Below are 11,676 nucleotides of genomic sequence, written 5' to 3' on the forward strand. Positions count from 1 at the left end.
GTCAGGGCTGCACGGACGTGACCAGCCAGTCCGCGTACCCCTCACGCCCGCCGCCGGCCTGCAGGTGGATGTCGTCGCTGTAGAACCACGCGCGGTTGGCGGTGCCGAGCGTGTTCCAGTCGAGCAGGTGCGCGTGCGGGTACTCGGGGGTGACGCGCGCGAGGAGCTCGTTGTTGTAGTCGGCCCAGGTCCGCGGCACGTGGACGTTGACCAGGTACACGCGCCGGTCCCGGGTGAGCTCGAGCAGCTCCCGCAGGCTCGCCTCATCGATCGGCCCGTTGGTCCCGCCGTGCACGATCAGCGTGTGGCCCAGGGTTCCCGCCGCGACCCCGGCGCGGACCAGCTCGAGCATGGCGCCGAACTGCCGTGACTCCACGGCGTCGACGGTGACCCCGCGGGCGGCCAGGTCCGCGGCGGCGCCGAGCATGACCGAGTCCCCGATGCTCGAGATGGCGCCGACCTCCTCGGGCGGCGGTGGTGGCGGGGTCGTCTCGACCGGAGTGGGCGTCGGCGTCACGGTCGGGGTGGGTGTCGGGGTCGGGGTCGACCGCTGCGACGTCACCACGGGCACGGGCTCGGGCTGCCAGGACCCGCCCTCCGCACCCACCCGCGGCACCTGCGCGAGGGCGGCCGTCGCGACCCCGCCGACGACCGCGAGACCGACCGCCGCGGCGACCACGCGCAGCATCGTGCGCGCGCGGTCCTCGTGCGGCCGGCGCACGCGCGCGACCGCCCGACCCACCGCTCCCCGGCGGACGGGGAGCTCGACGAACCGGTAGGACAGCTCGGCGAGGCCCAGCACGGCGGCCAGCCGCAGGATCGTGGCCAGCCACGGGGACAGGTCGAGGTCCACCCCGGGGCGGCTGAGCATGAAGACGGGCCAGTGCCACAGGTAGATGCCGTAGGACCGCTCACCGAGCCAGCGCCACGGCTGGCGGCCGAGCGCGCGCCCCAGCAGCCCGGCGGGGTCCGCGACCGCGCCGACGAGCACCGCCGCCAGCAACGAGAACGCCAGGAAGCCGCCGCGGTACAGCGCGTCGCTGAACTCGTCGACCCAGACGAACGCCGCCACGACCCCGAACAGCGCGAGAACCCCGAGGACGTCGGTGACGCCCGCCTCGAAGCGACGAACCGCCCGGCCGCGTTCTCGGAACCACGACCCGGCCAGGCCCCAGGTCCGCCACGGCGTCCACGTGGCCGCCATGGCCGCGCCGACCAGAAGCCCCATGGAGTGGGTGTCGGTGCCGAAGTACACGCGGCTGGGGTCGTTCGGGACGGGGGAGGAGGTGCGGATGGCCAGGACCGCCATCGCCACCGTCGACAGCAGCGCGAGGCTCCCGGCGACCTGCCCGACGCGCGCCCGACCGGCTCGCAGCGCCACCACGACGACCAGCGGGAACACCAGGTAGAACTGCTCCTCGATGGCCAGGGACCACAGGTGCTGGAGCAGGGGTGGTCGGCTGACCATCTCGAAGTAGGAGCGCTCGGCGAAGATCTGCCACCAGTTCGACACGTACGTCGCGGCGGCCGCGATGTCGCCGCGCAGCTCCGCCGCCTCGCTGGGCATCGCGACGGCGACACCGGCCATCGCGACCAAGAGCAGGCCGAGCGCCGGCAGCAGGCGGCGTGCCCGTCGGGCGTAGAAGCGGCGGAACGAGAAGGCGCCGGTGCGTTCCACCTCGTCGAGCACGATCGTGGTGATGAGGTAGCCGGACAGGACGAAGAAGACGTCGACACCCAGGAAGCCGCCGCGCATCCACGGCGCGCCCAGGTGGTAGACCACGACCCCGGCGACGGCGACCGCACGGACCCCGTCGAGCCCGCCCAGGTAGGGCATGCGTGCCGGAGGGGCCGGTCGGGGCGACCGCTGCTCCGCGAGCGCGGGGCGCTGGGCGGTGACGGTCATGGATCCCCCGGGTCGGTGCACGTGCGCGGGAGACGTGCGGGCGCTCCCGTGCGGCCAGGGTAGGTCGGGTCGACGCGCGATCCGGCGGGGGACACGCGGGGCGGTCAGTCCTCGTCGGGGAACCAGATGGCGCGACGCAGCGCGACACGCGTCCCGTCGGCGCTGAGCGGCGTGCCCTCGTCGCCCAGGAGGGCCAGTGCGCGCGTCGTGTGCCGGGCCGGGGGTCTTCCCGCTGCATTGACGACGCGCCACCACGGCACCCCGGAGCCGGCGTGGCTCATGACCTGACCGACCTGTCGCGGTCCGCCGCGCCGGACGCCGTCGCGGGCCTCGAGCAGGTCCCCGACGACCTCCGCGACCGTCCCGTACGTCATCGCGCGGCCGGCGGGGATGGCGGCGACCAGGTCGAGCACCGCCTCCGCGTAGTCGTCGTTCATGCCGCGGTCAGGCCGGTGCGCGCAGGGCGTCCGCGATCGCCGGGAGCGTCCGCGGGTCGGCCTGGACCAGCATCGTCGTGACGGCCGTGCTCTCCCACGCGGGGAGCTGGGCCCGGATGTCGTCGACCGTGCCGACCAGCGCGATGTCCTGGACCAGCTCGAGCGGGACGGCGGCGGTCGCACGCGCGCGGTCGCCGGCGAGGTAGTGCGCCTGGATCTCGTCGCACGCCTCGGCGTACCCGAGCCGGTCCAGCACGTCGCGGTGGAAGTTGGCGCCCTTGGCCCCCATGCCGCCTGCGTACAGCGCGATGAACGGCCGGACGCTGTCGGCGGCGGACTCGACGTCGGCGCCCAGGACGACCGGGACGGTGGCGACGACCTCGAAGTCCTCGACGGCGCTGAGCCCGGCGGTGCGCTTGGCGAAGCCCTCCGCCAGGAGCGTCCGATACTCGCCGTCCATGCGCGGCGAGTAGAACAGCGGCAGCCAGCCGTCGGCGATCTCCGCCGACATCGCGATGTTGCGCGGGCCCTCGGCGGCCAGGTGGATGGGCAGGTCCGACCGCAGGGGGTGCACGGTCGAGCGCAGCGCCTTGCCCAGGCCGGACCCCTCGTCGGCGGGCAGGGGGAGCCGGTAGAACTGGCCGTCGAACGTGACGGGAGCCTCGCGGGCCAGGACCTGCCGGACGATGGACACGTACTCGCGGGTGCGGGCGAGCGGCTTCGGGTAGGGCTGGCCGTACCAGCCCTCCACCACCTGCGGGCCCGAGGCACCGAGGCCCAGGACGAACCGGCCGCCGGAGAGGTGGTCGAGCGTGAGGGCCGCCATCGCGGCGGCCGTCGGCGTGCGGGCGGAGATCTGCGCGATCGCCGTGCCGAGCCGGATGCGCGTGGTGCGCGCACCCCACCAGGCGAGGGGGGTCAGGGCGTCGGAGCCGTAGGCCTCGGCCGTCCACACCGAGTCGAACCCGAGCTGCTCCGCGCCGAGGACGGCCTCCTGCGCACCGGGCGGGGGACCCGCCGACCAGTAGCCCGTGTGGTAGCCCAGCCGCATCGTCAGTCCTCCAGGTCCGGCGTCGTCGTCGACGCCCGCGCCAGGCTACCTGCTACCCGGGGTATCGCGTGTCGCGCGCTGCAGATCCGTCTGTCAGCGCAGTGCTTCCTTGACCAGCGCGGTGGTGGTCTGCGGGGCGACGCCGAGGGACCGGGCGACGCGCACCAGCGTCTCGATGGCGGCGTGCAGCTCGGAGTTGTCCTGCTCGGGGGCGGTGACCACGGCGCCCCGACCGCGGCGGAGCTCGATCACGCCTTCGTCGCGCAGCTCCTGATAGGCGCGCAGCACCGTGTGCAGGTTGATGTCGAGCGAGGCGGCGAGCTCCCTGGCCCCCGGCAGCCGCTCGCCGTCGACGAGCTCGCCGTGCGCGACGGCGGCACGCACCTGCCCGGCCAGCTGCGTGAACAGCGGGTCGGGCGACGCGGCATCGATGCGGAAGAGCATGCGGCGATCATAGTTGTTTGAGGACAACTAGAACAGCGGATGCCTCAGATGTAGATCGCCGGGTCGTCGATCTCGATGTCGAACGGTGCGGCAGCGGGGCGCAGCCGGATCGTCGCCGGCACCCCGACCGCGATCGCGCCGGGCGGCACGTCGTGGATGACGACGGCGTTCGCGCCGATCTGCGCGCCCTCGCCCACCCACACCGGCCCGAGGATCTTGGCCCCCGCCCCGACGACGACGTTGTCGCCGAGCGTCGGGTGCCGCTTGCCGTGGCGCATCGACTTGCCGCCCAGCGTCGAGCCGTGGAACAGGACCACGTCGTCCCCGACCTCGGCGGTCTCACCGACGACGACGCCCATGCCGTGGTCGATGAACAGGCGGCGACCCAGCCGGGCACCGGGATGGATCTCGATGCCGGTGACTGCCCGCGCGAGCTGAGAGATCAGTCGCGCGGGCAGCCGCAGGCCGGGCTGGTGCCACATCCTGTGCGTCAGCCGGTACACCCACACCGCGTGCACCCCCGGGTACCCCAGGGCGACCTCGGCGAGCGACCGGGCCGCGGGGTCGCGGTGCCGGGCAGCCTCGAGATCTTCCCCGAGGGTGGCGAAGAAGTGCAGGTGGTGGTCGGACACGGTGCCTTCGTCCTGTCGGTGGGGGTGGTCGTGCGAGCGTGCCCTGCGGTCAGTCGACGAGGTCCGCGTAGAGCACGGTCGACAGGTAGCGCTCACCGAACGACGGGACGATGGCGACGATGAGCTTGCCGGCGTTCTCCGGGCGCTGGGCCAGGAGCGTCGCGGCGTGCAGGGCGGCGCCGGACGAGATGCCGACCAGCAGACCCTCCTCGGCGGCGGCGCGGCGGGCGACCTTCACGGCGGTCTCAGCGTCGACGTCGATGATCTCGTCGTAGACCGTGGTGTCGAGGATCTCCGGCACGAAGTTGGCGCCGATGCCCTGGATCTTGTGCGGGCCGGGCGCGCCACCGTTGAGGATGGGCGACTCGGCCGGCTCGACGCCGACGATCTTCACGCCGGGCTTGCGGGCCTTGAGCACCTGGCCGACGCCCGTGATGGTGCCGCCGGTGCCGATGCCGGCGACGAGGATGTCGATCTCGCCGTCGGTGTCTGCCCAGATCTCCTCGGCGGTCGTCGTGCGGTGGATCTCCGGGTTGGCCTCGTTGGCGAACTGGCGGGCCAGGATGGCACCCGGGCGCTCGGCGACGACCTCGTCGGCACGGTTGACCGCGCCGCGCATGCCCTCGGAGCCCGGCGTCAGGATGAGCTCGGCGCCGAACGCGCGCAGCAGGAGCTTGCGCTCCTTGGACATGGTCTCCGGCATGGTCAGGACGACGTTGTAGCCGCGGGCCGCGCCGACGAACGCGAGCGCGATGCCCGTGTTGCCGCTGGTGGCCTCGACGATCGTGCCACCGGGCTTGAGCTCGCCGGACGCCTCCGCCGCGTTGATGATCGCGACGCCGATGCGGTCCTTGACCGAGTTGGCCGGGTTGTAGAACTCGAGCTTCGCGACGACGGTCGCGGGGGCGCCGTCGGTGATCTTGTTGATGCGGACGAGCGGGGTGTTGCCGATGAGCGCGGTGGCGTCGTCGTAGATGCGTGCCATGGTTCCTCTTTGGTCGAGCTGCCGGCCGGCCGGCAGCTGGTGGGGGACTGACTAGCGATGCGTCTGGGGTCCGTCCGGCGCGGGCGCCGGACGGGAGGGACGGATCAGTGCGGGGCTGTCCGTCCCGGTGCGGGGCGAGCGCTGGCGCGGGAGTCGGCCCCTCGTTCAGGGGTTCTCGCGCGAAGGAGCAGCCAGCGCTCTACAGACAGCGACAACAGGGCAGCGCCACGCAGGCACGCCCGAGGACGGCGGGGGCGGCAGTCTGCACGCGCATCGCTACGTCCTCCAGGACCGGGTAGGTCGGGTCGCGCCCGCGAGACACGGGACACGATCGGCCACGACGCTAGCGTCAACGCCCGCACGCGCGCAAAGCATCCCCACCAGGCGGACGCTCAGCCGAGGCCGACCGCGTCCAGCCAGGCCTCTGCGAGCAGTCCGTGACCGGCGGCCGTCGGGTGCACCCCGTCGTCGGCCCACGTCACCGCCCCCGTGCGGGCAGCCGCAGCGGCGAACAGCCCGTCGGCCGGGACGAGCACGGCACGCCGCTCGGTGGCGATGCGGCGCACGACCGCGATCCGCGGGTCCAGGTCCTCGCGCCAGGCGTGCTGGGGGGTCACCCCATCACGGCACCCCCGGTCGTGGAGGAGTCGTTCACCGCGCGGCGCCGGGTGCGGGGCTAGGACATCTCGGGTCCGCAGTTCACCAGCCACGGGGTGCCGAACTTGTCGTTGAGCATCCCGAACCTGGCACCCCACGGTGCGTCCGCGAACGGCTGGAGAACCGTGCCACCCTCCGCGAGCTTGTCCCAGTAGCCCTGCAGCTCCGCGAGGTCCTGGCCGCTCACCGAGACGGAGATGCTGGTCTGCGTCGCCAGCTCCATGGAGGCCGGCGTGTCCGCACCCATGAGCACGAGCCCGCCGGGCGTCTCGAGCTGGCCGTGCATGATCTTGTCGACCTCGGCGGGGTCGTCGCTGGCGTGGAAATCGCCGAACGTGCTGAGGACCAGCTCGCCGCCGAAGACGGACTGGTAGAACTCCATGGCCTCGCGGGCGTTGTCCCGGAAGCTGAGGTACGGGTTCAGGTACGTGGCCACGGGTGGTCTCCTTCGACTGGGTTCCGACGCGACCACCTTGTCACCGCCCGCCCACACGCAACAGGATCGAGCCCCATGGACCGCCTCGAGGTGGCGCACCGCCGGCTCCACAACCACCACCTGTCCGGCCCGCCGCTGCCCGACCCGGCGGCCGTGGTCCGGCACCTCGGCGCGTCGCAGGCGCAGGAGTACGCGATGGCGAGGTGGTCGCTCGGCCAGCGCAGCGCGGGCGCCGACGACGCCGCGGTCCAGGCGGCGCTGGACGCGGGGGCGATCCTGCGCACGCACGTCCTGCGCCCGACGTGGCACTTCGTGGCCCCCGAGGACATCCGCTGGATGCTGGCGCTCACCGGCCCGCGGGTGCGGCAGATGAGCAGCTACTACGAGCGCCGGTCGGGGATCGACGCCGACCTCGTGGACCGCGCGACGGCCGTCATGGGCGAGGCGCTCCAGGGCGGCAACCACCTGACGCGCCCGCAGGTGCAGGACGCGCTGGCGCGGCGGGGGATCGAGGCGAGCGGGGTCCGGCTGGCCTACCTGGTGATGGCGGCAGAGCTGGCAGCGGTCGTGGTCAGCGGGGTGCTGCGCGGCAAGCAGCGCACCTACGCCCTGCTCGACGAGCGGGTGCCGCCGACGCCGGCGCTCGATGCGGACGCGGCGCTCGCCGAGCTGACCCGCCGGTACTTCGTCAGCCACGGCCCGGCGACCGTCAAGGACTTCCGCTGGTGGTCGAGCCTCACTCTCACGCAGATCCGCCGCGGCCTGGCGATAGTCGGGGACGACCTGACGTCCGTCGACGTCGACGGCCTCACCTACTGGTTCGCGCCGGCCACGGCCCCGACCCGGGACCCGTCGCCGACGGTCCACGTCCTGCAGGGGTACGACGAGTACGGCGTCGCCTACACGGAGGGCCGGACGGCGGCGAACATCGCGGAGCTGACGGTCGCGCCGGCCGGCACGAACCAGGTGATCCAGCCGCTCGTCCTCGACAGCCAGGTCATCGGCTGGTGGCGCAGGGTGGTCGAGCGGGACGAGGTCGTCGCCGAGCCGCACCTGGCGGTGTCGCTGGACGACGCTCAGCGCGACGCGATCAGGGTGTCGTTCGAGAGGCTCGCGCGGTTCACCGGGACGCCGCACCGGCTCGAACTAGACACCTGACCAGAATCTGTGTATAGTTCAACTTTGGATCTCCCGGTCTGCGCGATGGTGTCAGCATCCCATCGCGATGGATCGGCCCGGATGTGGAACGCGCCGCTACGAGAGCGGCAGACGGCCATGGTCCGGGTGGCTGATCTTCGACAGCCCCCAATGGCGCTGGGGGCGGTTCAAGCCGCGCGCAACAAGGACAAGCGGGCGCGGTGGGCGAAGGCCAACAGGTGCTGACGGACATGCGGCCCCGGTGCAGCCCGCGACGAGAGTCGCGGCGCAGCACCGGGGCCGTTGTCGTCCCGTCGGGTCTTTCGACCCTGCCGAGGCGAGGGCGGCGGAACAAGACTTGACCTCATGGTCACCACGTACGCCGAGGGTTGGCTCCGACTCACCAGGAACGACCGGCGGCAGCACTTCTTCCGCGACGGCATGAGCGTCTGCGGGCGGTTCGTCACGCCGACCACCCACTTCCCCGAGGACGACGGGCCCGACCGCGGCGAGTGCACCGGCTGCCGGCACATCTTCGACGCCGAGCGGGGCCGGCTGTCGTACTGAGGGTGCGAGGAGCGTCTCGCCGGCGGTCGTATCCGAGAGGGCTTCGGGACCGATCCAGCCTCGCACGCCTCTTCGATGGCGCGATCAACAGGACGACGGGCGCCTGCCCGGGTGTGAACCCGCGCAGGCGCCCGTCGTACGCGTCCGTCAGCTGCGGACCGCTCGGCCACGACGGGCCACGACGACCAGCGCGACACCCGACAGGAGAACGAGCGTCGACACGGCGATCCCGGCGGGGTCAGTGCCCGTGACCGCAAGCTGGTTGGCCGTCGGCGTCGCGGCAGCCGGGGGCGTCGTGGCGGCCGGCGCCGTGACCGGCGGGGCGACGACCGCCTGCTGCGGGGTGATCGCCCGGAGGGCGACGACGGGGGTGTACGAGACCCCCTGGACGTCGAACGTGCTGGCGCGGCGGAACGTGCCGGGCGTGCCGCCGTCGGTCGGGTCGTACTCGCTCGCCAGGGCGGAGTCGAGGAAGCCCACGGTGGGCTCGACGTCGCTTCCCGACGGCAGATCCGTCGTCACGGCGACGTTGAGCGAGTCGTACGGGCCGCCGACCATCAGGCCGTCCACGCTCGTCTCGAATGCCACCGAGACGATGACTTCCGACGGCAGGTCAACGGCGAGCGCTTCGAGGCCGTCGAAGGAGACCATCGTGGCGAAGCCGTTGAAGCAGGCGGTGGGGGACCGCCACTGCGTCGGAGAGGGGCATGTCGGGTCGGCCGTCGGCCGGTACGGGATGTCGAAGAGCTCGGTCGCCGACGCCAGCAGCGCGCCCGGAGCGGGGATGGTGCCGGTGGTGTCCACCGCGTAGACGTTGACCGTGATCTCGTGCTCGAAGGTGGCCCCCGGCGTCGTCACGCACGATGCGGTCCAAGCGCCTGACTCGCACGCCCAGCTGGACAGGACGACGTCGACGCCTGCGAGTCGGCGGGCGGCACCGGTGAGCCCGACGTGGTCGCCGAACTCGGACGTCTGCGTCGCTGTGAAGGCGTGGCTGACGAGGTTGCCGGGGAGAGTCGCCGGGACAGCCGAGTAGACAGTCTCGGGTGGCTCCGCGGCGGATGCCTGCGTGGCGCAGAAGGTCGCAGCGGCGACGATGACCCCGCCGAGGATGAGGCCGGTGACTCGGCTTGTTCGCATTGTGTTCTCGCATTTCCGCGGGGCCGTGTCGACCGCCGCCGTCTTCGGTGACCGCACCGAAGCGGCCGCACCATCTCGCCAGGCGCCTCGGGGCGCAACCGGTCGGGGGGACGCTACCTGCGTCGCAGCCCCGCTGAAATGGCCGATAGGACACGCCCGCCTCCACAAACGGGGCGGCAATTGGACAAACGTCCAGCAAGTGCACCGGGTGAAATTCCGTCCGGCGCCCTGAATGTCTGGCTCGGGAGCGATCCGTCACGACGTTTCGTCGACGTCAGCGTCGGCAGGTGCGGTATAGGCGGGCGCTGACCCAGCGGTGATGAGGCCACGCAGACCGCGGCACAGCACGTGGCGCTTCAGGGCCGGCCGGTCAGTCGCGGTCGCCACAGACCGGTCACCGGGGGCGTGCGAAGGACTGACTCGTCAGCCCTGGTAGAGCCACACCTCGTTCGAGTCGGGGTCCCGCACGGCCGACGAACGCGGCATGCCCATCGTGTCGTGCGGACCGAGGACCTCCGTAGCACCGGCGTCGAGCGCACGACGGTGCGCGACGTCGAGATCGTCCACGAGCCCCCCGATCGTCGCCGGCCCCGCCGCACCCGGGCAGTCGGCCGTCTGCAGGTGAACGAGGAAGAAGTCGCTCTCGCCGTAGCGGCCGAACACGAAGCCGGAGAAGTCCTCGTCGGCGGTGCGCTGCGTGACCTCGTACCCGACCCGAACACGTCGATGTAGAAGGCCGCCGCCGCGTCCAGGTCGGCGACGTGCGGCCTGACCTGCACGGGGCGCGCGCCCGTGGGCGGCGACGTTGCGGAGTAAGTCGTCCGCGGACCGGTCGGTGTGTCGCCGAGGCTCGCCGAGGGGCGTGCGCGCTCGCGCACCAGCCTGTCGCGGTGGGCGGCGAGCACCACGTCGACCCGCGCCGGGGTCAGCAGCCCGACGTCGTCGTAGCGCCGCGGCGTGTGCACGGACAGCCCGCAGAGCCGTCCGAACCTGCCGATGGTGGTCTCGTCGGTGCCCACAGCAGAACTCTGGACCCTCGGGCGACCCGAGGGTCAGCCGTCGGATCGGAGCTCGCGCAGATCGGCGAGGTCTCCCCGGAACACGTTCACGTCGATGAAGGGCTCCTCGCCGTCGTAACCGTCGAGACGGTCGCGGTGGGAGTACTGCCAGAAGGCCCAGTCGCGCCCGTCGGACACGCGCGGCGGCAGGTACACCGCGCGGATCCAGAGGGGCGAGTCGGGGAACCCACCGACGATGTAGCGGCTGTACGCGGCCTGCGTCGCGTAGATCACGGGCTCGACGCCGTAGTGCTCGCGCAGCGTCGCGACGAGCACCTCGAGCTCCGCGCGGACCTTGTCAGGGTCCGGGGGATCGCGGAAGAACGTCCCGTAGTGCTCGACGTCGACCGCGACCGGGAGCAGGCCCTCGTCGGCCGGCACGGTCGCGATGACCTGCTCCGCCTGCGAGCGGCCCGGGCTCTCGAAGCTGAAGAAGTGGTACGCGCCGACGAGCAGCCCCGCGTCGCGGGCGCCCTGCAGGTTCTCCGCGAACCGGTCGTCGACGAACCCGGACCCCTCCGTCGCCTTCACGTACGCGAAGTCGACGTCCTGTCCCGCGAGCACGGGCCAGTCGACGACCCCCTGGTACGAGGACACGTCGACGCCGCGCACCTCGTACTGCGCAGCCAGCAGACGGTTGGGCCAGATCACCCCGCGCACGACGAGCACCGCCACGAGCGCGACGACGACGACGGCGACCGTGGCAGCGACGATCGCCTTGCTCCGGGTGTGCACCCCGGAAGTGTGTCGGACGCGCGGGCGGAGGTGTCGACGACGTCCGCGAGGGGTCAGGCGTCGCGGCGCGTGAGCTGCAGCACGGGGATCGTGCGCGCCGTGCGCTTCTCGTAGGAGCGGAATCCCTCGGACCGGGCGGTGAACCGCGCCCAGGCCGCGTCGCGCTCGGCGTCGACGAGCTGCGTCGCGTGCACCCGCACGGTCCCGTCGTCGGGGGTCTCGATCTCGACGTCCGGGTGCGCCAGCAGGTTGTGGAACCAGGCGGGGTTGTCCGGCGCGCCACCCTTGGACGCGGCCGTGAGCCACGTGTCCTCGTCGACCCGGATGCCGGCCACGGGGCTGATGCGTTCGACGCCGGTCTTCGCGCCTCGGTGGTGGAGCAGGACGAGCCCCTTGCCGAAGCCGTTCGTCCGGACGTCGCCGCCGTTCGCTCGGAACTCGTCGATGATCTGCTGGTTCCAGTCGCTCATGCGCCCAGTGTCGTCGTCCCT

Annotated in this window: 14 protein-coding genes; 2 read left to right on the forward strand and 12 right to left on the reverse strand. The window is 72.4% G+C overall.

The features are described 5' to 3' along the window. Nucleotide 1 precedes the first annotated feature (1 nt). From J2X26_RS12470 to J2X26_RS12505, 8 genes are all read right to left on the reverse strand, one after another. The gene (locus J2X26_RS12470; protein WP_307492696.1) at nucleotides 2–1,906 is read right to left on the reverse strand and encodes an acyltransferase family protein; all 1,905 of its coding nucleotides are present in this window, start codon (nucleotides 1,904–1,906) and stop codon (nucleotides 2–4) included. Between the two features lie 104 nt (nucleotides 1,907–2,010). After that, nucleotides 2,011–2,343: an MGMT family protein gene (locus J2X26_RS12475; protein WP_307492698.1), complete on the reverse strand. Its 333-nt coding sequence runs from the start codon at nucleotides 2,341–2,343 to the stop codon at nucleotides 2,011–2,013. Between the two features lie 7 nt (nucleotides 2,344–2,350). After that, nucleotides 2,351–3,394: an LLM class F420-dependent oxidoreductase gene (locus J2X26_RS12480; protein WP_307492700.1), complete on the reverse strand. Its 1,044-nt coding sequence runs from the start codon at nucleotides 3,392–3,394 to the stop codon at nucleotides 2,351–2,353. Between the two features lie 93 nt (nucleotides 3,395–3,487). Beyond that, a complete protein-coding gene (locus J2X26_RS12485; protein ID WP_307492702.1) occupies nucleotides 3,488–3,838 on the reverse strand; it encodes a GntR family transcriptional regulator in 351 nt (116 codons plus the stop codon). A 44-nt stretch (nucleotides 3,839–3,882) separates the two neighbouring features. Then, nucleotides 3,883–4,470, reverse strand: a complete 588-nt coding sequence (gene epsC / locus J2X26_RS12490) for a serine O-acetyltransferase EpsC (RefSeq protein ID WP_307492704.1) — start codon at nucleotides 4,468–4,470, stop codon at nucleotides 3,883–3,885. Nucleotides 4,471–4,519: 49 nt separating this feature from the next. Beyond that, complete coding sequence (gene cysK, locus J2X26_RS12495; protein WP_307492705.1) at nucleotides 4,520–5,455, reverse strand: cysteine synthase A; 936 nt, start codon at nucleotides 5,453–5,455, stop codon at nucleotides 4,520–4,522. 392 nt (nucleotides 5,456–5,847) lie between these two features. Further along, complete coding sequence (locus tag J2X26_RS12500; protein WP_307492707.1) at nucleotides 5,848–6,072, reverse strand: hypothetical protein; 225 nt, start codon at nucleotides 6,070–6,072, stop codon at nucleotides 5,848–5,850. 59 nt (nucleotides 6,073–6,131) lie between these two features. Continuing rightward, nucleotides 6,132–6,548: a VOC family protein gene (locus tag J2X26_RS12505; protein ID WP_307492708.1), complete on the reverse strand. Its 417-nt coding sequence runs from the start codon at nucleotides 6,546–6,548 to the stop codon at nucleotides 6,132–6,134. Nucleotides 6,549–6,623: 75 nt separating this feature from the next. Here J2X26_RS12505 and J2X26_RS12510 point away from each other — a divergent pair, with 75 nt between their 5' ends. Together J2X26_RS12510 and J2X26_RS12515 are read left to right on the forward strand one after the other, a co-directional pair. Next, nucleotides 6,624–7,706: a winged helix DNA-binding domain-containing protein gene (locus J2X26_RS12510; RefSeq protein ID WP_307492710.1), complete on the forward strand. Its 1,083-nt coding sequence runs from the start codon at nucleotides 6,624–6,626 to the stop codon at nucleotides 7,704–7,706. A 345-nt stretch (nucleotides 7,707–8,051) separates the two neighbouring features. After that, the gene (locus J2X26_RS12515) at nucleotides 8,052–8,252 is read left to right on the forward strand and encodes a hypothetical protein (protein ID WP_307492712.1); all 201 of its coding nucleotides are present in this window, start codon (nucleotides 8,052–8,054) and stop codon (nucleotides 8,250–8,252) included. A 147-nt stretch (nucleotides 8,253–8,399) separates the two neighbouring features. Here the strand turns inward: J2X26_RS12515 and J2X26_RS12520 are convergent, their stop codons facing one another. The 4 genes from J2X26_RS12520 to J2X26_RS12535 form a co-directional block, all read right to left on the reverse strand. Beyond that, nucleotides 8,400–9,392, reverse strand: coding sequence for a hypothetical protein (locus tag J2X26_RS12520; RefSeq protein WP_307492714.1), 993 nt, complete (start codon nucleotides 9,390–9,392; stop codon nucleotides 8,400–8,402). 423 nt (nucleotides 9,393–9,815) lie between these two features. Then, nucleotides 9,816–10,055: a VOC family protein gene (locus J2X26_RS12525; RefSeq protein WP_307492716.1), complete on the reverse strand. Its 240-nt coding sequence runs from the start codon at nucleotides 10,053–10,055 to the stop codon at nucleotides 9,816–9,818. Between the two features lie 389 nt (nucleotides 10,056–10,444). Continuing rightward, nucleotides 10,445–11,185, reverse strand: coding sequence for a GH25 family lysozyme (locus J2X26_RS12530; RefSeq protein ID WP_307492718.1), 741 nt, complete (start codon nucleotides 11,183–11,185; stop codon nucleotides 10,445–10,447). Between the two features lie 53 nt (nucleotides 11,186–11,238). Further along, nucleotides 11,239–11,655 carry a nitroreductase/quinone reductase family protein gene (locus J2X26_RS12535; RefSeq protein ID WP_307492719.1) on the reverse strand — a complete coding sequence of 139 codons (417 nt, stop codon included), beginning with the start codon at nucleotides 11,653–11,655 and terminating at the stop codon, nucleotides 11,239–11,241. Nucleotides 11,656–11,676 lie beyond the last annotated feature (21 nt).

This window comes from Cellulomonas humilata (genome assembly GCF_030814415.1).
Lineage (GTDB): Bacteria > Actinomycetota > Actinomycetes > Actinomycetales > Cellulomonadaceae > Cellulomonas > Cellulomonas humilata_A.

Bases quoted from the DNA above. Each gene is read 5' to 3' on its own strand.
- J2X26_RS12485 (WP_307492702.1), bottom strand. From the start codon at position 3,838: ATGCTCTTCCGCATCGATGCCGCGTCGCCCGACCCGCTGTTCACGCAG.
- J2X26_RS12520 (WP_307492714.1), bottom strand. From the start codon at position 9,392: ATGCGAACAAGCCGAGTCACCGGCCTCATCCTCGGCGGGGTCATCGTC.
- J2X26_RS12510 (WP_307492710.1), top strand. From the start codon at position 6,624: ATGGACCGCCTCGAGGTGGCGCACCGCCGGCTCCACAACCACCACCTG.
- J2X26_RS12535 (WP_307492719.1), bottom strand. From the start codon at position 11,655: ATGAGCGACTGGAACCAGCAGATCATCGACGAGTTCCGAGCGAACGGC.
- cysK (WP_307492705.1), bottom strand. From the start codon at position 5,455: ATGGCACGCATCTACGACGACGCCACCGCGCTCATCGGCAACACCCCG.
- J2X26_RS12470 (WP_307492696.1), bottom strand. From the start codon at position 1,906: ATGACCGTCACCGCCCAGCGCCCCGCGCTCGCGGAGCAGCGGTCGCCC.
- J2X26_RS12515 (WP_307492712.1), top strand. From the start codon at position 8,052: ATGGTCACCACGTACGCCGAGGGTTGGCTCCGACTCACCAGGAACGAC.
- J2X26_RS12480 (WP_307492700.1), bottom strand. From the start codon at position 3,394: ATGCGGCTGGGCTACCACACGGGCTACTGGTCGGCGGGTCCCCCGCCC.
- J2X26_RS12475 (WP_307492698.1), bottom strand. From the start codon at position 2,343: ATGAACGACGACTACGCGGAGGCGGTGCTCGACCTGGTCGCCGCCATC.